The 25,181-nt window shown below is 67.4% G+C and carries 13 protein-coding genes and 1 tRNA gene; 6 read left to right on the forward strand and 8 right to left on the reverse strand.

Features of this window, described 5'->3' with window-relative positions:
* The first annotated feature begins 155 nt into the window (after window positions 1-155).
* A complete protein-coding gene (locus tag Q1L50_RS15640) occupies window positions 156-494 on the forward strand; it encodes a cupin (protein WP_300340349.1) in 339 nt (112 codons plus the stop codon).
* An 11-nt stretch (window positions 495-505) separates the two neighbouring features.
* On the opposite strand, the gene Q1L50_RS15645 is transcribed toward Q1L50_RS15640, so the two are convergent.
* Window positions 506-2,731: a YgiQ family radical SAM protein gene (locus Q1L50_RS15645; RefSeq protein ID WP_300340352.1), complete on the reverse strand. Its 2,226-nt coding sequence runs from the start codon at window positions 2,729-2,731 to the stop codon at window positions 506-508.
* A 301-nt stretch (window positions 2,732-3,032) separates the two neighbouring features.
* On the opposite strand from Q1L50_RS15645, the gene Q1L50_RS15650 reads away from it, so the two are divergent.
* Window positions 3,033-3,109 (forward strand) — tRNA-Val (locus tag Q1L50_RS15650).
* 391 nt (window positions 3,110-3,500) lie between these two features.
* A complete protein-coding gene (locus tag Q1L50_RS15655) occupies window positions 3,501-5,006 on the forward strand; it encodes a DUF1254 domain-containing protein (RefSeq protein ID WP_300340355.1) in 1,506 nt (501 codons plus the stop codon).
* 159 nt (window positions 5,007-5,165) lie between these two features.
* Here Q1L50_RS15655 and Q1L50_RS15660 read toward each other — a convergent pair whose 3' ends face one another.
* The 3 genes from Q1L50_RS15660 to Q1L50_RS15670 form a co-directional block, all read right to left on the reverse strand.
* Window positions 5,166-11,138, reverse strand: a complete 5,973-nt coding sequence (locus tag Q1L50_RS15660; protein WP_300340357.1) for a CHAT domain-containing protein — start codon at window positions 11,136-11,138, stop codon at window positions 5,166-5,168.
* Between the two features lie 147 nt (window positions 11,139-11,285).
* On the reverse strand, window positions 11,286-12,128 hold the full coding sequence (locus Q1L50_RS15665) for a caspase family protein (RefSeq protein WP_300340359.1): 843 nt from the start codon (window positions 12,126-12,128) through the stop codon (window positions 11,286-11,288).
* A gap of 137 nt (window positions 12,129-12,265) precedes the next feature.
* Window positions 12,266-13,951: an ATP-binding protein gene (locus Q1L50_RS15670; RefSeq protein ID WP_300340362.1), complete on the reverse strand. Its 1,686-nt coding sequence runs from the start codon at window positions 13,949-13,951 to the stop codon at window positions 12,266-12,268.
* Between the two features lie 380 nt (window positions 13,952-14,331).
* Here Q1L50_RS15670 and Q1L50_RS15675 point away from each other — a divergent pair, with 380 nt between their 5' ends.
* The 3 genes from Q1L50_RS15675 (at window position 14,332) to Q1L50_RS15685 (ending at window position 21,284) form a co-directional block, all read left to right on the forward strand.
* Window positions 14,332-17,070, forward strand: a complete 2,739-nt coding sequence (locus Q1L50_RS15675; RefSeq protein WP_300340365.1) for a hypothetical protein — start codon at window positions 14,332-14,334, stop codon at window positions 17,068-17,070.
* A gap of 13 nt (window positions 17,071-17,083) precedes the next feature.
* Window positions 17,084-18,193 carry a hypothetical protein gene (locus tag Q1L50_RS15680; RefSeq protein ID WP_300340367.1) on the forward strand — a complete coding sequence of 370 codons (1,110 nt, stop codon included), beginning with the start codon at window positions 17,084-17,086 and terminating at the stop codon, window positions 18,191-18,193.
* 106 nt (window positions 18,194-18,299) lie between these two features.
* Complete coding sequence (locus Q1L50_RS15685; protein ID WP_300340370.1) at window positions 18,300-21,284, forward strand: chemotaxis protein CheB; 2,985 nt, start codon at window positions 18,300-18,302, stop codon at window positions 21,282-21,284.
* 71 nt (window positions 21,285-21,355) lie between these two features.
* On the opposite strand, the gene Q1L50_RS15690 is transcribed toward Q1L50_RS15685, so the two are convergent.
* Genes Q1L50_RS15690 through Q1L50_RS15705 form a run of 4 tightly spaced genes read right to left on the reverse strand, consistent with a single transcriptional unit; the run spans window position 21,356 to window position 25,069 of the window.
* Window positions 21,356-22,714: an ATP-binding protein gene (locus tag Q1L50_RS15690; protein WP_300340372.1), complete on the reverse strand. Its 1,359-nt coding sequence runs from the start codon at window positions 22,712-22,714 to the stop codon at window positions 21,356-21,358.
* On the reverse strand, window positions 22,711-23,640 hold the full coding sequence (locus Q1L50_RS15695) for a GGDEF domain-containing protein (RefSeq protein ID WP_300340374.1): 930 nt from the start codon (window positions 23,638-23,640) through the stop codon (window positions 22,711-22,713). The genes Q1L50_RS15690 and Q1L50_RS15695 overlap by 4 nt, the downstream gene beginning before the upstream one ends.
* 24 nt (window positions 23,641-23,664) lie before the next feature.
* Complete coding sequence (locus Q1L50_RS15700) at window positions 23,665-24,735, reverse strand: cobalamin B12-binding domain-containing protein (RefSeq protein WP_300340376.1); 1,071 nt, start codon at window positions 24,733-24,735, stop codon at window positions 23,665-23,667.
* A gap of 34 nt (window positions 24,736-24,769) precedes the next feature.
* A complete protein-coding gene (locus tag Q1L50_RS15705; protein ID WP_300340378.1) occupies window positions 24,770-25,069 on the reverse strand; it encodes an antibiotic biosynthesis monooxygenase in 300 nt (99 codons plus the stop codon).
* Between the last annotated feature and the right edge of the window lie 112 nt (window positions 25,070-25,181).

Consider the following 25,181-nt stretch of genomic DNA (forward strand, 5'->3'; position numbering starts at 1 on the left):
GAGCATACCCAATCCGACGGTCGCTGCGCCAGTTCCCGGCCTTGCCGTCCTGGGCTACCATCCCACGGTGATCGCCGGCATTGCCGCGCCACCGCCGGCTTCGCCGCGACGCGCAGCACTCGCCACCCTGCCCACTCGATGCCATCCGCCGCCCGATGAACAACGTCTTCGCCGAACTGCCGCTGTCCCCGATGCCCGCCGAGCAGCTGCTGGAACTGCTCGCCCAGCCGGGCCTCAGGATCGAACGCATCGTCTCGACCGGCCAGTCCAGCCCGCCCGGTTTCTGGTACGAACAAGCGCTGGGTGAATGGGTCCTGCTGCTTCAGGGAGAGGCCCTGCTGCGCTTCGAGGACGAGCCGCAGGCGCGGCACCTAAAGGCCGGCGACTACGTAGACATCGCTCCGCGGCGGCGGCATCGGGTGGACTGGACTCCTCCCGAGCAGGCCAGCATCTGGCTGGCGGTCCACTACAGATCGGCGGCTGATCGTGGCTGATCCCGGCCGAATCAGCGCTTGCGGCCCTGGCTCCTTGCCGGCATGGCGCGTGCGTCGCCTGCCGGCGCACGCGGTGCGGTTTTCACGTCGCGTGCGCCGGTGGCCCGCAGGGTGCCGGTCCCGGGCGGTTGAAAACTCGGGATCAGTTGCCGCCGGCCGTTGCCGATCAGGTCGGCGCGCCCCATCTGCTTCAGCGCTTCGCGCAGCAAGGGCCAGTTGTTGGCATCGTGATAGCGCAGGAAAGCCTTGTGCAGGCGGCGCTGGCGGCCTGCGCGAACGGTGTCGACCACTGCCGAAGTGCGGCTGACCTTCTGCAACGGGTTCTTGTGGCTGTGATACATCGCCGTGGCGATGGCCATCGGCGTCGGCAGGAAGGTCTGCACCTGATCGAGCCGGAAACTGTTGCGCTTGAGCCATAGGGCCAGGTTCAACATGTCCTGGTCGGTCGTCCCCGGATGCGCGGCGATGAAGTAGGGAATCAGGTACTGCTCCTTGCCCGCCTCTTTCGAGAACTTCTCGAACATCGCCCTGAACTGCTCGTAGGAACCCATGCCGGGCTTCATCATGTGTGCCAGCGGCCCGTCCTCGGTGTGCTCGGGGGCGATCTTGAGATAGCCGCCGACGTGGTGGCTGACCAGTTCCCTGACGTACCGCGGATCGCGCACCGCGAGATCGTAGCGCAGACCGGAACTGATCAGCACCTTCTTCACCCCCGGCACCGCCCTCGCCTTGCGGTAGAGATTGACCAGCGGCGTGTGATCGGTGCCGAGGTTCTCGCAGATGCCCGGAAAGACGCACGACAGGCGGCGGCACGAGGATTCGATCTTCGGATCCTTGCACGCCAGGCGATACATGTTGGCGGTCGGGCCGCCAAGGTCGGAAATGACGCCGGTAAAGCCCGGCGTCTTGTCGCGGATCTCCTCGATCTCGTGCACGATCGATTCCTCGGATCGGCTCTGGATGATGCGCCCCTCGTGCTCGGTGATCGAGCAGAAGGTGCAGCCGCCAAAGCAGCCGCGCATGATGTTGATCGAAAAGCGGATCATCTCGAAGGCCGGAATCCTGGCGTCACCGTACGACGGATGCGGCCGGCGCTGGAACGGCGAGGCGAAGACGCCGTCCATTTCCGGCGTCGTCAGCGGCAGCGGCGGCGGGTTGAGCCAGACGTCGCGCTCGCCGTGCGCCTGGATCAGCGCCCGCGCGTTGCCCGGATTCGACTCGATGTGGAAAGTGCGCGAGGCGTGCGCATACAGCACCGGATCGGCCGCCACCTGCTCGTACGACGGCAGGCGGACCGCGGTCCGCGTCCGGTCGAGCTTCGGCATCCGCTGGTGCAATTGAAACTGCATCTGGATCACCTGCGTCCGCGGCTGCCCGGCAAGCCCGGCGGCGCCGGACGATTGCGACGCACACGCCGCTTCCTTGCCGTCCGGGCCACCCGCCGGGGTCATCGCGTAAGGATCCGGGTGGCGGACCAGCGTTCCCGGCGTATCGACCTCGGTCGAATCGATTTCTGCCCAGTCGCTGCCCGGCAACTGGCCGCGTGGGACCATGAACGCGGTGCCGCGCAGATCGCGTATCCCGACGATGCTTTCGCCCGCGGCGAGCCGGTGCGCCAGGTCGACGATCGCCCGCTCGGCGCTGCCGAAGATCAGCAGATCGGCTTTCGAATCCGGCAGCACCGAGCGGCGCACCTTGTCCGACCAGTAGTCGTAATGGGCGATGCGGCGCAAGCTGGCCTCGATCGAGCCGATCACGATATTGGCCCCGGGAAAGGCCTCGCGACAGCGCTGCGCATAGACGACCACCGCGTGATCGGGGCGTCGATGCGGCTCGGCGTTCGGCGTGTAGGCGTCGTCGGAACGTGGCTTGCGGTCGGCGGTGTAGCGATTCACCATCGAATCCATGTTGCCCGCGGTCACGCCGAAAAACAGGTTCGGCTTGCCGAGCACCCTGAAAGCGCTGGCCGACAGCCAGTCCGGCTGGCTGATGATCCCGACGCGAAAGCCCTGTGCCTCGAGCAGCCGGCCAATCAACGCCATGCCGAAGCTCGGATGGTCGATGTAGGCATCGCCGGTAACCAGGATGATGTCGCACGAGTCCCAGCCCAACTCGTCCATTTCGGCTGGCGACATCGGCAGGAAAGGAGCCGTGCCGAAGCGGCTGGCCCAATACTTGCGGTACGAGAAGAGACTGCGGGGGGCGCCACACGGCGCCTCGATGCGGGTAGAGGTCATGGGTAGCGAATTCTACAGGAACACCTGGAAGCGCGCCGCCGAGCGTCGGGTTGCACCGGGCAAGCGCATGCATTTGGTAGCGCGACCACTGGCCGTGACCAGCAAGGGTGTCGCCCCTGTCCGCCGCAAGGGCGGACTCAAGGTTCAGCGCCTGGTCGCCGCCACCTCGGCCACCTTACACGCGCAAGCACTCGGTCCTGCACAAGATTGATGCGATTGCCCTGGGCTGCAAGCTTGACTTGATCTTCCTGCGCCGTATAATGCGCACTTCCTCGAAGGCCAGATGGTCCGGCCTTGACGAAGGCGCGTAGCTCAGATGGTTAGAGCACCACCTTGACATGGTGGGGGTCGTTGGTTCGATTCCAATCGCGCCTACCAGAATTCTCAACGAATCTCAGGTAGATGCAGTGCAAGCCGCCCACGGGCGGCTTTTCTTTTTGGTGCGCGCCGCCGGGCACGCTCACCTGCAGGGGGAAGTCCCCTACTCGCCCGACAAGGGGAGGATAAGAACTTGACCAGAACGCGGGGCGCAGAGTAAAACGATGTCACCGCGCGTCGCGGCGCTCCCGCCGTCCCGATTCGCGAGGAACACACCAGAGCGCACCAGAGCGCACCAGCGCGCACGACAGCACGGCAAGTTCGTGTCGGTCGACGGTGAATTGCCTGATAATTTCCGGCATGTCCACCGTCCCCCGAACACCCCGCCGAGCGGCCGTGGGGTTCGCGGCTTCCATGGGTCAAACCGGTCAGTGAAAAAAGGCAGCCCACGATGATCATCGAGACCAGACTCGCTCGCCGCCTCACGGCGCTTGCGCTCACCGTCCTGAGCCTGACCGCCTGCGGCCAGAAGACCCCCGAACCAGCCGCCAGCGCGGACGCCGCCAAAGCCCCGTCGGCACAGCAGGCGCAACAACAGGCCGAAGCGGCGGCGGCCAGGGAACAGGAAGCGCGTGAAATCGCTGTCGACGCGTACATCTTCGGCTACCCGCTGGTGACCATGGAGATGACGCGGCGGGTAATGACCAACGTCGAGGCCCCCGCAGGCAGCCATGCCCCGATGGGCCAATTCGTGCGCATGCGCGAGTACCCGACGGCCGCCTTCACGGACGTCACCGCCCCCAACGCCGACACCCTCTACACCACCGTATGGCTGGACGTATCCCGGCAACCCTGGATCGTCAGCCAGCCGGACATGCGGGGCCGCTACTTCCTGATGCCGATGCTCGATGGCTGGACGACGGTCTTCGCCGCACCCGGCAAGCGTACCACCGGCACCGCCGCCCGGAAGTACGCGATCACCGGCCCGGGCTGGCAAGGCAAGCTGCCGGTCGGCGTCACCGAGTACAAGTCGCCGACCAGCATCGTCTGGCTGCTCGGACGGATCTATTGTAGCGGCACACCCGAAGACTACCAGGCGGTACATGCCTTGCAGGACAAGTTCACGGCCGTTCCGCTGAGCACTTACGACCAGCCCTACAGCGTCACCGCCGGCCGCGTGGACGCCTCGATAAACGAGCAACTGGCGGTGCGCGAGCAGGTCAACCGGCTCGACGCGGTAGCCTACTTCAAGCTGCTCGCTTCGCTGATGGTGACCAACCCGCCGAGCGCCGACGATGCGCCGATGGTCGCCAGGATGGCCCGGATCGGGCTGATCCCCGGCAACGAGTTCGCGGCGGCGGAACTCGACCCGATGCTCCTCAAGGGTCTTGCCGAGGCCCCGAGGCTGGCGCAGGAGAAAATCGCGGGGTGGATGAAGGCCGGCGTCGAAGCGGGCGAAAACCGTGAGGAGAACGGCTGGGTGTTCAGCACCCGGACCGGTGTCTACGGCACCGATTACCTGCAGCGGGCGTTCATTACCGCCATTGGTCTGGGCGCCAACCGGCCGCAGGACGCCGTCTATCCGACCTCCGAAGCGGACGCCGATGGCCAGCCGTACAGTGGCGCCAACCAGTACGTTCTGCATTTCGACAAGGGGCAGATGCCGCCCGCCGAGGGCTTCTGGTCGCTGACCATGTACAACGCCGACTTCTTCTTCGTCGACAACCGTCTGGGCCGCTACACGCTAGGTAGCCGCAGCAAGTTCTCGACGAACAGGGACGGGTCGGTGGACCTCTACCTGCAGCGCGAGTCGCCGGGCACGGACAAGGAGTCCAACTGGCTGCCGGCGCCGGACGGCAGGTTCATCCTGATGCTCCGCCTGTACTGGCCACGCGAGAAGCCGCCGTCGATCCTCGACGGCAGCTGGAAGATTCCGCCGGTCAAGCGCATCGAGTAGACCCTGATGCGTCCCAAAGCGGCCGCTCGCTGATCTTTCGTCACCCCGCGCGACACGACTTCAGCGGTTTTCCGGGCAGCACGCGTCGACCTGGAACGTAGCGGGCGCCCGACCGACACCAGCGTGCCGACCGCCGCGAGGTCCGCCAGCGACCCGCCGCTAGCTCTTGCGCGTGGCGCGTCGCCTGCCGGGACCGACCGGGCCTGCCGCCGTCGCTTCGTCGGCAGGCTCGCGCAGCGGACGATCAAGACGCTGGCAGGCACCCGGGCGTATCTGTTCGGCGAGCGCGATCAAGCGGTCGGCAGCCCGCTGCCAGCCGGGGTCGCCACTCGCCAGCTGCCGCGCGTCGCAGAACCTGGACAGCAGGCAAACCTGGGCAGCGACCGAATCGAGTTCTCTCGGCTTGATGCTGAGATGCGACAGCCGCTCCCGATAGGCGCGTGCAAGCTCGTCAAACACCGCCGCGCCAGCGTCTCCATCGGCCAGCAAACGACGATCGAGCAGGCGCTCGACGAGCAGCGCCTCGGACTCCATCACCGCGTCCCAGGGGCTGGCACTGCGCTCGAAAGCATCGCTGGCCGCCCGGCCGGCGTGGCGCGCGAGGTCGATCGCCGCTTGCCGTTCGCCCTCCGGCGGCAGCAGCAGGGCCTCCAGGGCGAGGCGGTTGAGGGCGTTATAGGGTCGGAAATCCGGCTCTCCCGGCCTCCCCTCGCCCGTCCCGTAAAAGTCGGCGCTTTCCTGCAAGGCGCGTTTCATCTCTTTCGCCGCCTGGTTGATCTCGGTGCGACTCTTGCCTTTGCGCAGCACTTCGCGCGCAAACAGGCTGGCCTTGCGCTTGGCTGCGCTACCACGCAAGGCGCAGCGTTCGGCATTGACCGTCCGCGCTGCCCCGTGGTCGCCATCGGCCACCGCCGCGACCAGCGTGTCGAGGCCCCTCAATCGCGCCAGGGCGCTGTCGATCAGCGCCCCGCCAGGCTCCGCTTCAGCCATCTCCCCCATCAGCGCCTCGATGTTGGCCAGCTGCTCGATGTCGCGAATCGGCACCTGGCCGCGACCATCCTCGGCCTGAACGGCAGCAACATAGGCGGCATGCGCGCGCGGATAGTCGCCGAGGTCGGCCCAGAGCGCCGCCAGCGCCGACTGCACTGCCGATAAGCGCTGCCATTCCGCCGGGCAGCGCTCCTTCAGCAAGCGTTCGAGGCTCTGCACCTCGGCGTCGATCTCACGCTGCGTTTGCCGTTCTTTGGCGCGCGAGAGGCTGGCGCGCCGGCTGGCCAGTTCGTCAAGCAACTCGTCGGGCGCGGCATAGCCGGCCTGGTCCCTGCGGCCGCCTGGCAGGCGCGGTTCAGCCAGCCAGCCGGGATCGCCATAAGCCTGATACGCACCCCAGGTAATATCTTCCCGATTGGCATTCCAGACCGCGCGCCTGGCCTCGTACACCGCCTGCCCAAAGGCGTGACCTTCGAGCAGGAGGCTCTGGTAGAAAGCCTTGCCGAAAATCATCGCGCCTTGATCGTCTACCGCCCAGCCGGCGACGACCACGCAGCGGACGCCGATATTGATCAGCTCGCGGGCGATACTGGCCGCCAGGCGGTTGCCGTCGCGCACCGTGCGTTCTCCCGAGTCGTCGGCGGCGCCATCCACCTTGCCGAGGTGGCAACAACTCAGGAAAACCAGTTCGGGCACCGTTTCCATGGCTTCGATCTCGGCGGCGGTAATCAGCAAGCCATCGGACAGGACGACGCCGGTGCGCCGCCGTTCATCGGCGTGCAGCTGATCGAAAATGCCGTGCGCCGAAATGTGGAGCACCCGATAGGGCTGCTGATACAAGCGCGTCAGCACATCGCAGGCGCGTCGGTCGCTGCCGATTTCCGCCACCACCTGGTAACCGAGCCCCTGCAGCACGCCAGCCACTTCGTAGGCCTCACGCTCGGCCCACGGCAAGGCGGGCGGGTTGATGGCATTCGGCCGCTGCGGGTCGGGGAAGGCGGCGACGAAGCCTTCGACCGAGGGATTGCCGACCACGAAGGCCTTGCGCTGCAGCCCCTGGCGTACCTGCCGGCGGAACTGACCGGCTGCCAGTTGCCTGACCACCGGCGTGCGCAGGGCCAGCGGCAGGCTTTCGCCGCCAGCGCGCTGGTCATCCGCGAACATCAGCTCCCACGGCAAGTTGGCGGTGTAATCGTCGACCACCAGCACGATCCGTTCGAGCTGTCGCGCGGCGTCCTTGAAGTCGTGCGGAACCAGCAACTGGAACAGCACACGACCGAAATCCTCTTGCCACACGGCACAATGGATCTGCTGCCGGAGCAGCATTTCGACCAGTCCCGGTTGCCGCTGCTGGACCACCGACTCGGCGCGGGCACGCTGGCCGACGTAGAGAAAACGCAAACGCTCAGCAATTGCCGTGCGCGGCCTGGGCGCCACCGGCCGGCCGCCAGCTGTTCTGGCGGCGCTGCTGCCTGACGCCGAGAGGTGATCCGTTGCCGCGTCGGTGACCATCAGACGTGGCCAGTAGCTCGGGTTGCCGCTGTCGAAAAGACGCCGCCGCAGGCCTTGCCCCTCCTCCAGTTGCGGCCGGCAGATCAACGCCACACCGTAACGCCGGGTCAGGTCGGCGAGCCGTTCGGGCATCTGGCGCAGCGCATACGCGGCGGTGATCGCCGTGTCCTGATACAGCTCGACGATCTCGAGCCGGCTGACACGGATGTCCAGTCGCGTGGTCTCGTGGAAGCGCGAATTGGCCTCCATCACCCCGCGCAGCAGCGCCTCCACGGAAGCCGCGACGGTCAGGTTCGCCGACGAGTTGTAGCCGAGCAACAGCGTCGCCAGCGGCAATTCGCGGGTGTCCTTGCCGAGCACATCGACGACCTGCAGCAAGTAGCGCAGGACGCCGGTGCGCACCGCCTCGGTCAGGTCGGCGACACTGAGGTTGCCGTCGTAGGCGCCGAGACCGGTGACGACCGCGCCACTGAGACTGCCGCGCCGCCGCTCCTGCTCGGTGGGAGCGCGCAGGACCACCGTCGCCGCGCCGCGCGGCCCGGCGTAAAGCCCGAGATTGTAACGCTGACCGAGGTCGCCGGCGAGCAATTCGCGGTCGATCAGGGCCTCGGCACCGGCAATCGAGTCCTGCTCGTAATGGCCGAGCAGGACGGGTTTGGTCAGGAAACGCAGGTCCATCGCCTTGACCGACACCTCGAGCCGGCGCTTCGCTCGCGCCGCGACCCGGCTGCGCGGCGAACCGCCGAGCAGGCCGCGGGCCACCGCCTCGCCACCGTCCAGGGTCGGAGGCCCGGCGTCGTACACCACCGGCCGAGCCTGTTCGCCGTCACGCACGCTCGGCGGGCTGCTCAGCAGGGCGCTGGTGGCGCCGCTACGCAGCAGCTCGGCAAGCGCCGGAAAGTACTCCCGGGTGGACGGCAGATCGCCATGCTTGGCCGGCAGGTAGTAGTAGCTGCCGACATTGTCGATGCGCCCGGAGGACCAGGTCACGGTGCCATCGCCCAGCGTCGTGCCGACCATCTTCAGGCGCCCGTTTTCCTCGCGAATGCCGCAGGGCGTATTGCGCGCCACGCCAAAGACGTAGGTCGTCTTCCCCTTGTACTCCTCGGGCAGCGCCGGGGTCGCCTCGCCGTCCTGTCGCCACAGCCAGTTCGCCGCGTCGAGCTGCTGCTGATCCGGCGTCGCCGACTTGCCGTTGCCGAACCAGAAATCGAAGACCTTGGGCTGATACGCCTTCCAGGTCTCGGCGAAGTCGAAACGCTGCCCCGGGTCGCCGCCGCCGGGCTGTCCCTGGAAGGTATCGACGAAACCGGGCTTGGGAAGAAGTTGCAGCGCGCCGCGAAAACCCGAAACGATCTGCAGCACTTCCTGCATGTCGTGAGTGACATCGAGACGAACCAGCGAACGCAGCGTGTCGCCCTTGCCGAGCAGGTTTTCGACCATCGAGTAGGCGCCCTGGTTGGGCGTCCCGAGCATCACCAGGCGCGCTCCGTCACGCGCCATCAGCTGGTCGACCACCGCCCGCCGCTTGTGGATGCAGGCGCGAATGACCAGGCCGCCCATGCTGTGGGCGAGCAGGCGCACCGGCTGGGTGGTTTCGCTCAGCAGACCCTCAAGGAAATCGGCACAGCGCTCGGCCAGCACGTCGAGTGGCTGCCGCCAGTCATAGGCGAAGCGCTCGACCCGGTGGCTGGTCGACAGGTACTTGCAGATGTCGCTGTAGAACATGTCGAACAGCTTCTCGGCTTCGATGCCGGATTTCTCCCAGGCGATCTTGCCGAGGCCGCCGGAGGCGATGTCGAGCGGGTCGAACCAGACCCGATCCTTGCCGCCGACCGCCAGATGCGAACCCATCACACCGGGCAGCACGACGACCACCGGCAGGTTCGCCGTCCTGTCGTCCGCGCCGCGCGAAACGCCGGCCACCTGCTCGTCGCCGGTGGCCGCTTCAAGGTCCTCGAAGCGGCCGGGCAAGGGCTGAAAAGCCGTCAGCGGCAGGACCTCCCTGGCCACCAGCCAGTCGCGCAGAGCGCCACGGGTGTCGATGTTGCTGAAATAGCGGAAATGCGAAACGTCGGCACCACGGTCGAACAGCGTCCGCGCCCCGGCCTGCGACGCAATGCCGCCGAACATCGACGCCGTATCGACGACCAGGTCGTTGTCCACGTTGTCGAACAGCAGAAAATCGGTCAGCAGCACGCCCAGCCGCTTGAGCAGGTTGCCGCCTTCGATGTCGCCAGCGATCACCGCCATTTCAATTCCGGCGCGCACCGGCGCATCGCGCAGCAGGCGGGCCATCGGCGAGTCGGGGAGCATCGCTTCGATGCCCGGCACCAGGTGGGCGTTGGTGCGATTGCGCGCGATTTCCAGCACCACCCGCTTGAAGGCCGAGTAGAACGGACTGCCGAAGAAGAAGGGCACCTGCCCGATCAGTGTCAGCACGCCGGAGAGAAAGAGGTCCAGGTTGCCGCTCGCCAGCCGCGTCCCCTGCGCCGGGCTGGCTACCCGTACGTAACGCCGCACCTGCAGCTTCTTGGCCGCCAGCTCGCCGGCCAGCTGGCGCAACTGCTCGCGCTGCTCGGCGTGGGCGCTTTCGAGTTGCCCCCTGACGCCTTGCGCCTCGGCCGCGTCGGCGTCGCCAGTGCCGGGCAGGTCGGACCTGAACTGTTCGATCAGCCGGTCATTCACCTTGTCGAGGCAGATCAGGTCGGCGACCAGACCACCACGCGAGTGGGAGACCAGGCTGAGCTGCACGCCGGCAGGCAAGGCCGCGAGCAGCTGCAGCGCGTTCTCGATCGGGCTCTCCGAGAGCGTCCGATGCTCGAAGGCGTAGATCCCTCCCGCGTAATGCCGTTCGAGAACCTGCCAGACATCGCGCTGATCGAGCTGCAGGTCGCCAAAGCTGCCGAGGGTACTCGAAGCCGTGCCGTGAACAAAGACCAGCACCGGCAACTGCTGGTCGACCGCCCTCTGCAGTTCTCTCCTTGCCCGATCCAGTGCTTCCTTGTCGGACCCGCCGTCGCTCCTGCTGCGTCCGCTGTCCCAGCAGTAGAGGCCCGGCTGACGGTCGAGCCGCTTCTCGATCGCCCACATCAGCGCCTTGGTTCCCAGCCAGGTGACGCCGAGATCGGACGCCTTGCCAACCCTGCCCCTGCTCAACTCGGCGTGTTTTTCCCTGGCCGCGTCGAGGATTGGATCGCCACTGGCGCCGAGCGTCAGGGCAAAGACCCGGCTGACCAGGCCGCCGATCGCTTCGCCGACCACCCCCCGCGCGGCCGCCCCCTCGCTGCGCAGCCGATCGAACAGGATCTCGCCATGGCTGCCGATCAGCTCGGGCCGACTTCTTTCCAGCGCCGCCTTGAGCTTGCCGGCGCTGGTGATCAGCACGCCACCGTCGGCCAGTTCGATGACCAGTACCTCGTCGCTCGCGGCCTGGTACTCCTGTGCCCTGGCGCCGGTCCCGCGGACGGCAGCGCCAACCTCGAAACTGACGCGGGTCTGCAGGAACCCTGGTGGCAGGAAAGGATCGTCCGGCTCGCCGGCCGTACGCCGGGCCGGCTGCAGCAGCGCCGGCAATTGTCGCGTGTCGCTCTGGCGACCGGTCAGGCTGAGAGTGGTGGTTTCGGGCATCATCGCCTCCATCGGGTTCTATTCGTCAGCGCCAGGAGCTGCGCGCAGTCTCGCCAGACCATCGCCGCGATCAGGGACCGCAGGCCGCCCCCGAGAATGCGGCAGGGCGGCCGTCGGCTGGTGCCTGGCCGCGCCGACCTCGCCACTTCAGGTGAAGATCTGCCGCTTGCGGGCGTCGGCGCTGCCGAAGATCTGCGGGCTCTGCGGATACGACGCCGACGGCAGCGACCCCGGGTTGATCGCCGCGTGCCACTGCGCGTAGGTGGCGGTGGCCGGCAGCGTCTTCAGCGCCTTGAGCGCGTAATAGGTGAACGCGCCGCAAGGACGGCCACCAATCCTGGCGTCGTAGCTGAAGTTGTTCGGCCCTTCCTTGCAGCCCGCCAGCAGCAGATCGCCCATCATCCGCGACAGTGCGCCGGCGAAAGGCGAGACGCCCGAAATGACCGGCACCGTGGTCAGCGGCTGGCCGCTGATTCCCTGCGGCAACTTGTCCGCCGGCAGCCAGTTGCCCATCGGCATGAAGCGCGGGCGCGGCGCGTCGTCGGCGTCGGGATCCGGTGCGGCGGCCCGGGTCACCGTACCCGAGTGGCAACTGTCCGAAATCAGCAGCAGCCGCACCCCGGCCTTGCGCGCGCTGAACAGCGTATTGATCTCGTCGTCGACCAGCGCCCCGCCGCCGGTCTGCAGGTCGTACGGGCAGAGCGCTTCGTCAAGGCCATCGACCTCGTCACCGTTGGTGTCCGGGACGTAGGTGCCGTGCCCCGAGTAGGTGATCACCACCACGTCGCCACTCACCGCGCCGCCGATCAGCGACTGGATGGCGTTGACCATCGCCGCCTTGGTCGCCTGGCTGTCGAGCAGCTTGCTGACCGCAAACCCGCGCGCCGCCAGCTCGGCCGCCCAGTCGTTGGCGTCATTCACGCAACCGCTGAGATCCATGTGCGTGCCCGGATAATTGTTGATACCCATGCAAAGTGCGCGTTTGCTCATGTCTGCCTCCTGTCGATCGATGATTTATTGCGGATTGCCGATTGCGGTCCTAAGTCTAGCAAGCGGGGACTGAATAACAAACCGGTCGCGCAGCCATCCTTCCTCGCGGCGCCTCGCTGCCCCGAACTGCTCGGCGCCTACCCGTCTGCCGCCAAAACTTCGTCGGGCACGCCGCCCACCGGCAGCCAGACACGAAATCGCGTGCCCTGACCGGGGACGCTGGCGAGATCGATTCGCCCGCCGTGCTTGGCGACGATCCCGTAGGACACCGAAAGGCCGAGCCCGGTACCCTTGCCGACCGGCTTGGTAGTAAAGAACGGTTCGAAAACGCGCTTCTTCACCGTTTCGCTCATCCCCTGGCCGTTGTCCTCGATCTCGAACCACACCCAGTCCCCCTCGACGCGGCTGCGCAGGTGGATGACGCCGGCACTGTCGATCGCCTGCGCCGCGTTGACCAGCAGGTTCATGACCACCTGATTGACCTGCGGTGCGTTGCACAGCACCTCGGGCAGCGGGCCGAGGTCACGCTCGACCTTCGCCTTGTACTTGATTTCGTTGTTCACCACGTTGAGCGTGCTCTCGATGCAGGCGTTGAGGTCGACGTGTTTCCACTCGCCCGAATCGACGTGCGAGAAGTCCTTGAGGTCCTGGACGATCCGGCGGACGCGTTTGATCCCGTCGGCCGATTCGTCGAGCAGGTCGATCGTGTCCTGGCGCAGGAAATCGAGATCGACACCGCTGCGAACCGCGTCCAGCTCGGCTTGCGCCGCCGCCGGCAAGGACACCCGCCCGAGAGCGGCCTGGTAGGCATCGACCAGCTGGAACAGGCTGCCGACGTAATCGGCGAGTGTGCGCATGTTCGAACTGACGAAACCAACCGGGTTGTTGATCTCGTGCGCGACGCCCGCCGCCAGTTGCCCGATCGACGCCAGCTTTTCCGATTGCAGGAGCTGGTTCTGCGCCTCCTCGAGGCGGCGGTTGGTCTCTTGCAGGGTCAGCAGGTTGGCGTGCAGGGCTTCCTCGGCCCGCTTGAACGCCGAGCGATCCTCGATCAGCCAGATCGTTCCCTTGGCGGGATCAGCCGGGTCGATGACGTAAGCGATCAGATTGGCCCAGATCGGGCTGCCGTCGGCACGCTGCATATACAACTCGTGCTGGAACGGCTGGCCGGTCGATAGCAGCGGAAACGCCAACCGGCCGACCTCCGCGTACTCCGCGTCGCTGCGGTAGAGCGCTCGCCCGGCAAGGCCGATGGCGGTGTCGCCGGGATAGCCGAACAGCGCGGCGAAGCTCGCGTTGTAACGGATGATCCGGCGGTCGCGGGTGAAAATGATCGCCACCGAAGCGTTGTCCATGATCGACCGCATTTCGGCCATCGTCACCCGATGCGCCTCGGCGCTCAGCCTCACTTCGGTGACATCTTCAAGAACCCAGACGGTGCCGGCTTCGGTACGCCGCGGATCGACCGCCCGCCCATAGACATGACACCAGATCAGCGAGCCGTCCCGGCGCTGGTACTGCCAGTCGGACTGAAACGCCTGGCCGGCGGCCAGCAATGGTCCGGCCAGGCGTCCGAGTTCCGCGTAGTTCTCGGCGGAGGGGTAGGTCGCGATCCCCGGCAGCCCCTCGAGTTCCTCCGGCCGGTAGCCGAGGATCATCGCCGCACGTTCGTTGCAGCGGTAGATCACGCGATCGCGGGTATAGACGATCCCGACCGCGGCGTTGTCGAAGATCGCCCGATACTCGAGCAACTGGGCTGCAACGCCGGCGTCGGCCGCAGCGGTCGTTTGGGCGGTCTGGGTGGTCCGGGTCGATTGGGGCATGTTCATCTCCGATCGGCCGCCAGGCCGACAACATGGGCATCGCGGCTCAATCATGCGCCCCGAGCACGCCCAGAGCAACCGTTTCGCATCGACCCCGCGCGTGCGGCCGATCGGGTCGGTGTCGGAGCAGCCGCCGCCAGACGACACACGCGTTTGACCGCGCTTGCCGGGAGCGCCGATACTCTCTGCATGCGCCACCGGATCTCCTATCCTTCAGTCGGTAGCGGCACGCCGCGGCACCGCCGAGGCAGCCCCGCGAACGCCGCTTCGCCGCCGGTCGACGGATCGCGGACGGCGGCGCGCATCACCGGGGGGACCCCGATGAATCCTGATCCGCACGCGCGCAGTGGTCCGCCGGGCCGTGCATCGAGCTGCCGACCGTGACCGATCGCCAGCATCTCGCCAGCTGGAGTCTGGACCTTGACCGGGCGCGCTTTGCGCAGGCGCTGGCGGCGCTCGGCGCCCTGCTCGCCGCCGGCTGGCGCCCGGCGCCGGGCAGCGGCAGCCGATCGGCTCCCGCGCCCTCGCCCGCGTTCGCGGTCGCGGCAACGATCAGCGCCGCCCTGCTGGCGGCGCGCCGGGAGGACGGGCGCCTCGCCTGGCAGGCGCCCGGCGCGCGCACGCCCGGCGGGCTGCCCGCCGCCTCGGTGCTGGCCGACGCCTGGTCGGCGTTGCTCGGCGAAGCCTCCGGCAACCTGCGCATCGCGGTACGCAGTCGCTCGCGGCGCTGGCGGACGCTGCTGCCCTGGTTGCAGGCCTTGCAGGAACCGGCGGTCGGCGCCAGCAGCGTCTTTGTCGCCGACGCCTTCGCCGGCGACGGGCGAATCGATTGGCAACTGCCGCTGCAACTCGGCGTTCTACCCGATGATCCCCTTGCCGAGGCCTTTTCACGGTTTCAGCCGGCACCGCCGGAATCCTCGGAACCGTCGCGGTATCGCTTCGGCGTCGCCGGCCGCAGCCGTCCGCGCCTGGAAATCCTGGTGTTCAGCGGCTCGCTGCGGCAGACCGCGAGCCGCCTGTTGAGCCGGCGTTCGCCGAGCCACGCCGCGCTGGTGCTGCTGTTGGGCGGTCTGGACGCCGACGGCGACGCGCTCGAACCGCTGCTGCGCATCGTCGCCGACGAGTTGTCGGCCGAGGGCGTGGTTTGCGTCACGCCGGTCAGGAATTCGGGCGGCGATGGCCATCATGGCGACCATTGGAGTATCGCCGCCATGCGCCGCCTGGCCGACGAACTCACGCACCGCCGCCCGCTGGACTGCGCCCTGGCCGAGGTCTTCGGTACCACCGTAACGGCTTTCCTGGGCGGCGACCTGCTGCGCCTGAGCCGCCTGTCGCAAGCGGCCGACGCGCCAGCCAGCAGCAGGCGCTCGCTCCCCGAGCAGGCCGCGCCAGCAGCGCGCCCGTGCCAGCCCGGGGCCAAACCAGGGGCCGCCGAGTCGCGCTTCATCCAGCACGGCTTCTGGCGCCGGCACGACGGGCGACTGGTCGAGGAGCGGCAACGGCTGCTGCTCGGCGTGCCGGTGCTGCTGCGGCTGCGGATCGGCCCGCCGGACGCCCGATGGCAGTCGGCACCGGCGCCGTTTCCGGCGCATGAACTACCGCGCCAGCAGCGGCGGCATCGGCTGCAGGTGGTCTTTCACGAACCGGCGCAACTTGACCGGCCGCTGCTCGGCGAGCTGTTGCTGCCGCGAAGCGGGCCCAGCAGCGTCGCCGAGCTGGTATTCACGCCGCGCGCGGGCGGCGATTTCGCCGGGCGGATCAGCGTCCTGCACCGCGGCCGGGTGCTGCAGACGGTACTGATCCACACCCGCGTCGCCGAACCCGGCGAAACCGTCGATGCGCAACAGACGATCAGCCAAAGCCTCGAAGCGTGCGTTCGCCGGAACTGGGGCGAGCTCGGGTCGCGGCGGCGCTTTGACGCCTCGTTCATCCTCAACCACAGCCATGACCAGCGGCCGCTGCTCACCGGCATCGCCGGCAAGCGCGCCTGGGCCAAGGACCTCAGCGGCATCGACGAGCCGATCGCCAGCATCAATCAGCTGCTCTCCAACGTCGCGCACAGCGTCGCCGACTACAGCGGCGGACTGACCGAAGGCGACAACCTGAAGCTGTTCATCGAGCTCGCGCGCCTCGGCGCCGACCTCTACTCGAGCCTGGTGATCGACAACCTGCAGCCCTTGCAGCGCGAAGGGATGGACGTCGACCAGGAGACCCACATCCAGATCGTCAGCACCCGTGCCGACGCGGTGGTGCCCTTCGAGTTCATCTACCAGTACCAGCCGCCCGACGACGACCCGGGTGTCGGCTTCTGCCCGAAGGCGCTCAAGGCGCTCGAAGACGGCGCCTGCCCGGCCGGCTGCGCCGGCCTGCAGGACGCACGCCGGCACGTCTGTCCGATGGGTTTCTGGGGTCTGCGCAAGGTCATCGAACGGCACGTCTACAACCCGGCGGTCGAAGTCCCCGACCAGGCCGAGGTGATCGTCCAGGCCGAACCGGCCGGCGACCGCGTCCGCCTGCAGCTCGACCAGTCCGCGCTGGTGGCCTACAGCCAGGAAGTGCCGGCGGCCGCAGTCGACCCGCTGCTCGCTTCGCTGCGCAGCCAGCTGCACGGCGAGGTCGAGGTGGCGGCAAACTGGGAGCAGTGGAAACAGGCGGTCACCGGCAGGCAGCCGACGCTGCTGGTCGCTTTCCCGCACAACTCCGGAGAGCGGCAGGAGATCGCTCTGGAGGTCGGCGGCGTGGCCTTCAAGACGCTGCGTCTGCCACCCGAGTACGTCCACGTCGAGGGCGCTCCCTACCCCCTGCTGCTGCTGCTCGGCTGCGACACCGCCAGCACCGCGCAGCAGTACGCCAACCATATCCGCTACTTCAGGCAGGCCGGCGCGGCGGCGATCGTGTCGACCATTGCCACGGTCTTCGGTCCGCACGCGGTCAAGGTCGGCGAGAAACTGCTGCAGACGCTGCTGGCGATCCAGCGGCAATCGACGCTCGACGCGCAGGCCGACGCAGCGCCGTGCCTCGGCGAAGCGCTGCGCGAAGCCAAACGCCAGGCGCTGCGCGCCAGCCTGCCGATGGCCCTGTGCGTCGTCGCTTTCGGTGACGCCGACTGGCGGCTTTGACGGGAGACAGCTGATGACTACCGATCAGTTCCTTCGCGTCGAAATGTTGCCGGCGCTGTACGGAGACTGCCTGCTGGTCGAATACGGCGACAGCGCGCGCAGCCGCCGCCTGCTGATCGACGGCGGCCCGATTGCCACCTACCTCCATCTGGAGGCGCGCCTGAACGCCCTCCCCGCCGGCGACCGGCGCTTCGAACTGGTGGTCATCAGCCACGTGGACTGCGACCACGTCGAAGGGATCGTTCGCCTGCTCGCCAACCAGCCGCTGCCGATCCGCGTCATCGACCTGTGGTTCAACGGCTGGCGTCATCTGGTTGCCGGCGGGCATCTGCTGGGTGGCCAGCAGGGCGAGTTTCTCAGCGCGCTGATTGTCCGCCGTTTCGAGCAGGGCCAGTGGAACGGCGCTTTCGCCGGTCAGGCGGTGGTGGTCCCGGAACAGGGACCGCTACCCGAGCAGACCCTGGCCGGCGGCCTGCGGCTGACGCTGCTGTCGCCGACGCCGACGACCCTCGACACGATGCGCGAGGCGTGGCAGGCGGACCTCGGCGCGGCGATCGTCCCCGGCGACCTCGACGCGGCGTGGCGGCGCCTGGCGCAGCGCAAGGCTTATCTGCCCGGCCAGGGATTGCTCGGGACCACTCCCGAACTCGACACGCTGCTCGAACGCCAGCTGAAGGTCGACCGCGCCGCGGCCAATGGCAGTTCGATCGCCTTCCTCGCCGAGTTCGCCGGCAAGTCGTGTCTGTTTCTGGCCGACGCCCACCACCAGGTGATCGGCGAGTCGATCAAGCGCCTGCTGCGGCAACGCCGGCAGCCGCTGCTCCGGGTCGACGCGGTGAAGCTCGCCCACCACGGCAGCGCCGGCAACATCAGCGACGAGTTGCTGGCGCTGATCGACTGCCCGCGCTTCCTGATCAGCACCAACGGCAGCCGCTTCCGGCACCCGGACGCCGAAGCGATGCAGCGGATCATCGCCCGCTCGCTCCACCAGCCGCCGACACTGTGCTTCAACTACGACAGCAAGACCACCCGCCCGTGGGCCTCGGCCGAATTGCAGAAGCAGCTGAATTACCGTGCCGAATACAACCCGCGTCCGGATGCGCCGTACCTGGTCGAACTTTGACGCCCGGCGCAGGAACGTCGGGCCGGCGTGCGAAAAGCCACGCTCGCGGCATGGCCCGCGTTGTATTCTGAAATGATCAGGCTGGTGAGGCCTCGGAGGTCAATCGGTGACAGATGAACAGGCAAGCGCAGGGCAACTCGCCGGGCCGCCGCCGGCAAACGCGTCCGCGGCGTCGCCCGAGTGCCGCCGCCCCGAGCACTTGCCGATCGTCGGCATCGGCGCCTCGGCTGGTGGCCTCGAGGCCTACGAGGCATTCTTCCGCCAGCTGCCGCCCGACAGCGGTTTCGCCTTCGTGCTGGTGCCGCACCTCGACCCGGACCACGCCAGCCTGCTCACCGAGATCCTGCAGCGCTCGACAGCGATGCCGGTGGTCGAGGCCGCAGACCAACTGACGGTGGCTGCCGATACGGTCTACGTCATCCCGCCCAACCGCGAGATGGCGATCCGCAACGGTCAGCTGTGCGTCTCCATACCCGCGTCGCCGCGCGGCCTGCGGATGCCGATCGATGCTTTCCTGCGCTCGCTGGCCGACGACCAGGGCGACCGGGCGATCGGCATCGTCCTTTCGGGCACCGGCACCGACGGCACCCTCGGGCTGCGGGCGATCCATTGCGTCGGCGGCATCACGCTGGTCCAGGAGCCGGCGTCGGCAAAATTCCCCGGCATGCCGGAGAGCGCGATCGGCGCCGGTTACGCCACCTGTGTGCTGCCGGTCGCCGACATGGCGAGCGTGCTGCTGGCCGGGGTGTGCCAGTCAGTCTCGCACCAGCGGTCGCCAGCGATCCGTGCGGCGACCGGGACCACAGAGGCCACCGAGGCCGAGCTCGACGCGGTGTTGAAGCTGCTGTACGCCGCCACCGGTCACGATTTCTCGCTCTACAAGAAGGGCACCATCGGCCGGCGCATTGCGCGACGCATGCTGCGGCAGCAACTGTGCCGCGTCGACGACTACCTCGACTACCTCGGAGCACATCCCGACGAGGCACAGGCCCTGTTCAAGGACCTGCTGATCAATGTCAGCAGTTTCTTTCGTGACCCGGAAGCCTTCGCGCTTCTCGGACAGCAGATCCTGCCGCAGTTGCTCGCCGACAAACCGGCGGACTACGTGCTCCGCATCTGGGTGGCCGGCTGCGCTTCGGGTGAAGAGGCGTACTCGATTGCCATCCAGGTGCGCGAATTCATGGACCAGACGCAACAGGCGTTCAAGGTCCAGATCTACGGCACCGACCTCGACGAGGAGTCGATCGCCGTGGCCCGCGCTGGATTCTATCCGCCGAACGTCGCCGCCGACCTTACGCCGCAACGCCTGCAGCGCTTCTTCCTCCGCGAGGACGCCGGCTACCGGATCAAGAAGGAAATTCGCGAGATGCTGGTGTTCGCGGTCCAGGACGTGATCAAGGATCCACCGTTCACCAGGCTGGACCTGATCAGTTGCCGTAACGTGATGATCTACCTTGAGCCGGAAGCGCAAGACCGCCTGGTTCCGTCGCTGCACTACGCGCTGCGGCCGCAGGGCGTGCTGTTCCTGTCGCCGGCGGAGAGTCTCGACAGCTATTCCAAGCTGTTCGCGCCGGTGAACCGCAAGTGGCGCTTCTACCGGGCGATCGGCACCGCGGCTTCGACCTCCGCCTGGATGATCGGCGGCCTCGGCTTGCCCGGCGGGCACCCTGGCAAACCGGACGACGGCCTGGCCAGGAAAGCCAGGCAAGGCAGTATCGCCGACCTGACCCGGCGGGCGCTGCTGCAGTCCTTCGCGCCGGCGTCCGTGGTCACCGACGCCACCGGCAACATCGTCTTCGTGCACGGCGACACCGGCCGATTCCTGCGCCCGGCGCCGGGACGGGCAACGCTCAACGTCGTCGATATGGCCGTCGATGGCCTGCAAGCCGAACTGCGCAGAGCCCTGGGCAGTGCTTCCGGGCAGGGCGTCACGACCAGTGGGCGCCAGGTGCCGGTACGCATCAGCGGCGACCTCCGGACGGTCCGCCTCAGCGTGCGTCCGCTGGCCAGCCCGGACACCAGTCAACAACTCGTGCTGGTAAGTTTCCAGGATGTCGCAGCAAGCGCGGCCAGTGAACCGGCCGCACCGGCGCTCGACAAGACAAGCCCCGCGCTGCGCCGGGTCGAAGAACTCGAGCGCGACCTCGCGCAGACCTGGGAAAACCTGCAGACGACGATCGAACGGCAACAGGTCACCAACGAAGAACTGATGTCGACCAACGAGGAACTGCAATCGACCAACGAGGAACTGCAGTCGACCATCGAGGAGCTGGAAACGTCCAAAGAGGAACTGCAGTCGATCAATGAAGAACTGGTGACCGTGAACGGCGAGTTGCAGGCCAACATCGAACACCTGGCAAGCACGCAGAGCGACCTGAAGAATCTGCTCGACAACCTCAGCAGCGGCCTGATCTTTCTCGACCGGCAACTGCTGGTCCGCCGCTTCACACCCGCGTCGACCGACCTCTATCGCCTGCTGGCCAGCGACATCGGCCGCCCCCTGGCCGATATCAATCCGTGTTTCGACGGCCCGGACCTGCTGGGCGACGCCCGAACGGTACTGGCTACGCAACAGCCGGCCGAGCGCGAACTGCGCTGCGTCGATGGCCACCACTACCAAGCGCGCCTCAAGCCTTATCGCACACCGGATGACGACGTGGATGGGGTGGTGATCACCTTCACCGACATCAGCGCGCACGTCGCCAGCGAAGCCCGCGCGCACGCCTCCCAGATCTTCGCCGAAATCGTCGATACGGTACGCGAACCCTTGCTGGTACTCGATGGCGATCTGGTCGTCGTCGCCACCAGCCGCTCGTTTTACCGGCGCTTTCAGAGCAGCAGTCAGGAGACCATCGGCTGCCGGCTGTACGATCTTGGCGACCGGCAGTGGGATATCCCCGCCTTGCGCGCGCTGCTGGGCGAGGTCCTGCCGCGCGACCAGATCGTCAACGCGTTCCTCGTCGAGGCCGACTTTCCCCGCGTCGGCCACCTGCAACTGCTGCTCAACGCCCGCCGCGTCGCCGGCGAGACGGCATTGATCCTGCTGGCCATGGAAGAAGTGCCCAGCGCCCGGACAGACCCCGGCGTTTGAACGCTGCGTTGCGCACCGTCATCGTCGCGTCGGCGCGGCCATCGTGCCCGAACCGCCGAAGACCCGGCGCTTCACTGCTCAGCCGCCGGCCAAGCAGACGCCTTCGGCGACAACGGCAGCCAGACCCGGAAGCAGCTCCCTTCGCCAGGCGCGCTGCGCACCTCGATGCGCCCGCCGTGCCGACTGACGATCCCCCACGCCGACGCGAGGCCGAGTCCGGTGCCGGCGCCGATCGGTCGCGTGCTGAAGAACGGATCGAAGATGCGCTGCAGGTTTTCGGGCGCGATCCCCTCCCCGTTATCTTCGATTTCGATCCACAGTTGATCGCCCGTACGGCCGGTGCGCAGGAAGATCTGTCCAGGCCGGGCGCCGTCCATCGACTGCATGGCATTGACCAGCAGGTTCATGAACACCCGGTTGAGCTGACTCGGACAACAGTGCAGCTCCGGCAACACACCGTACTCACGAACCACTTCGGCGGTTTGGCGAAGCTCGTGACAGGCCACGTTGAGGGTGCTCTCGATACACGCGTGCAGGTCGACGACCTGCCATTCGGACTCGTTGATTCGGGAAAAATCCTTCAGGTCGCGCACGATTCGCGCCACGCGCGCGACGCCATCGGCCGATTCGCTGACCAGAGTGCCGGCATCCTCGCGCACGAAATCGATGTCACAGCGCTCGCGCACAGCGAGGATTGACTTCAGGACCGAAGCGTCACAGCCGATCAGACCTTCGGCAGCGGCGTAGGCATCGATCACCGCCAGCAGGTCCGCGACATAGCGGCCGAGAGTCGTCAGGTTGGACGCGACGAAGCCCAGCGGATTGTTGATCTCGTGCGCGACACCAGCCGCGAGCTGGCCGACCGAAGCAAGCTGCGCGGATTGAAGCAGGTGCGCCTGCGCGCTTGCCAATTCCTGCAGCAAGCGCTTCTGCTCGGCTTTTTCGCGGGCCAACTCCCGATTGGCGCGAGTCAGGGCGCGCTGCTGGTTGGCCAGCTCGTCATTGAGGCGCATGACCGCGGCGAACAGGCGCTGATGCTCGTGCACGTCATGCTCGGCGACCAGCCCGAGATGATCGTTGTGCCGAAAGACCCTGCTCAATAGCGAATGCGGCTCGCCGAGCTGGTCAACAAAAGTGATCAGGCCGCGGTAGACAGCTTCGCCGGGGGCGGCGCGGGAGGCCGTTGCGGCCAGCTCCGCGAAAGTCGGATTGACGAGGTAGCGGGCGACATCGTCCACCGTGCTGCCTGGCGGGCGCTGGAGCAGCACGTAGAAACCGTCGTTGGCCGAGAGCACCTCGCCCGACAGACTGATTTCCGCCAGCGCGACGGACTGCAGCGACTGCAACCATGGCACGGGTACGGCCCAGGTGCCCTGCCCCACGCCACGCTGCTCGCCGGCTTCCTCGTCGCCTCCCCCGCGGTGGCTCATGGCGCGGCGCCACCGCGATCGTCTGCCGCCGCGCTGACGACGCGGTTGCGGCCACCCTGCTTGGCCCGATACAGCGCCGCATCGGCGCGCGCCAGCAGGCTACCGCCGTTCTCGCCGGGAGCCAGAACGGCCACCCCAAGGCTGGCAGTGACGCCGGGCAGCTTGGCCATCGCTCGGCCGGCCACCGCCTGCCGCAGGCGCTCGGCCGCCTGTTCGGCCTGGAGCGCGGTGGCGCCAGGCATCAATACGACGAACTCCTCACCGCCGAGGCGTGCAACGGTGTCGGACTGGCGCCGGCAGGCGCGCAACAGCGCGCCGACTTCCTGCAGCACCTGGTCGCCGGCTTCGTGCCCCCAACCGTCATTGACCCGCTTGAAATGGTCGATGTCGAGAATGATCAGCGCCAGGGGTTGCTGGTAGCGCTGCGCTCTTTCGCATTCGGCGGCCAGATTCTCGTCGAGATGGCGACGATTGCCGACACCGGTCAAAGCGTCGGTGAGCGAAAGCTCGCGGATCGCCGCTTCCCGTCTGGCCAGTTCGCGGTTGGCACGGATCAGGTCGCGATGCGCCGCGTCGAGCGCGCTGTTCAGTTCCAGCATCAGCACCGAGCTGCGTTCGAATTCGTCGATATCGTAGCCGGCGACCACCAGCATCCCGCCGTCACTGGCGAACACCGTCCCGGTGAGCGTGCGCATCACGCCGCCATGCATGTCACCCAGCGTCAGGCGCCCCCGATGGACTACCCACCGGGCATCGGGCAGGACCCGCGCGAGCGCGTCGAGGCGCGGCTGGGAGAACAGGTCCCAGGCCGCGTGCCCTTGATCGGCGCAGACCCGCAGCAAGCCTGCGTTGCCGTACAGCAGTGCGCCACCCGCGCCAAAGCGCGCGATGACCACCGCCTCCAGCGAATCCAATACTTCCGGCATTTCGGGTAGCGGCACCGGCGAAGCCTAGCCGGCCGGCAGCGAACCAGCCGCGGCGGACGCGCTCAAGGCGTCGGCACCGAGCAGGTCGGCGCCGATATTCCGCGCGAGGAGCGGGAACTGGTTGAACACCAGCCCGCCGACGACGATCCGCGGGCAGTCGTCGACAAAGCTCGCCCGCAGCACGCCTACCGCTTCGCGCAGAGCACGCAACTGCTGCGGTAGCGACGCCGACAGCCCGACCAGATCGGGTTGCAGCTGCCTGATCTGGTCGGTCAAGGCCGGCAGCGGCGTGTTCGCGCCCAGGTAATGCACCGTCCAGCCCGAGACCTCGAAGGCATCGGCGACCATTCGCAGTCCGACGCAGTGGTGGTTCCCCGCCGGGCAGGCGAAGAGCGCCTTGCGGCCATTGTCCGGCGCCGGTTCCACACGCCCGAAACCTTGCGCCATCATCGTTTGCGCGATCGCCGTCGCGAGGTGCTCCTGGGCCACCGATACGTTGTTCTGCTGCCAGCGGCGGCCCACTTCGTAGAGCGCCGGCTGGATGACGTGGATCTCGGCGCCCGGTAGCGAACCCTCGCGGTCGAGCGCCTGGTTGAACAAGGCCGACGCCTCGCGCCGGCGGCCTGCGAGCATGGCGTCCGCGAAGAGCGCGGCTTCCTCCCATGGATCGGGGCACGGGCGATCGTAGGCGGGCGCGGCAAGGCCGGCAGCCAGCGCCGTTCTCCCCGCGACCAGCGCCGCAACCATCGGCGCCGCCGCAGAACCGAGCTGCCCGCTGAAGAACAGCGCCAGATCGTCGAGCGAGCGTGTCAGCGAAGCGTCCGGTATGCCGCGCGCGGACAGGACCTGCGCCAACCAGCCGAGGTAAGCGGTGAACGCCGAAAGATCGCCGGTCTCGAGCGTCGGGCGCAGAAAATCAAGGTGGAAAGCGATGTCCTCGGCACAGGCTTCGCGGGCGCGCGGCCCGCGTCGGGCAAACAACTCGGGCCAGGCACTCACGCTCGCGGCCGTCGCATGGGCAATGGCCGCGTCGCGCAGGGCAACGAAGCGTTCGATCGTTTCACCATCGGTCTGGTAACACGCTCTGCTGTTCATTGCGCTCTCCTGCTTGGATAAAGCTGCCGCATGCTCATTCGGCGACCAGCTCAAGACGGCTGATCTCGGTGCGGCCCGGCACCAGCTTCAATCCCTTGGGCATGCCGCGGTGCGAATCGTGGTAAACATGGCTGCGATGCCAGGCGTCGAAGGATCTCTCGTCGAGCCACCAGGTCATCAGCCAGAACTCCTCGGGGTGGCCCTGCGGGCGCAGCACTTCCATGCGCACAAAGCCGGCCACCGCGTCGACCAGGTGCGGCCGCGCCACAAAAGCCGCACGGACCTCCTCTTCCATGCCGTTGGCAACAGTGAAGCGGCTCAGGGCAACGAACATCGACTCTTTCTCCTCGTGGTTAGCCGGAATCATCCGGACCGTGTGCCGGGTCGGCAAACCCGCCTGCGTACAGCACCCAGCGCGGCAAGCGCTTGCCGCCCCATGCACTGTG

Origin of the sequence: Accumulibacter sp. (genome assembly GCF_029255145.1) — a bacterium.
GTDB lineage: Bacteria > Pseudomonadota > Gammaproteobacteria > Burkholderiales > Rhodocyclaceae > Accumulibacter.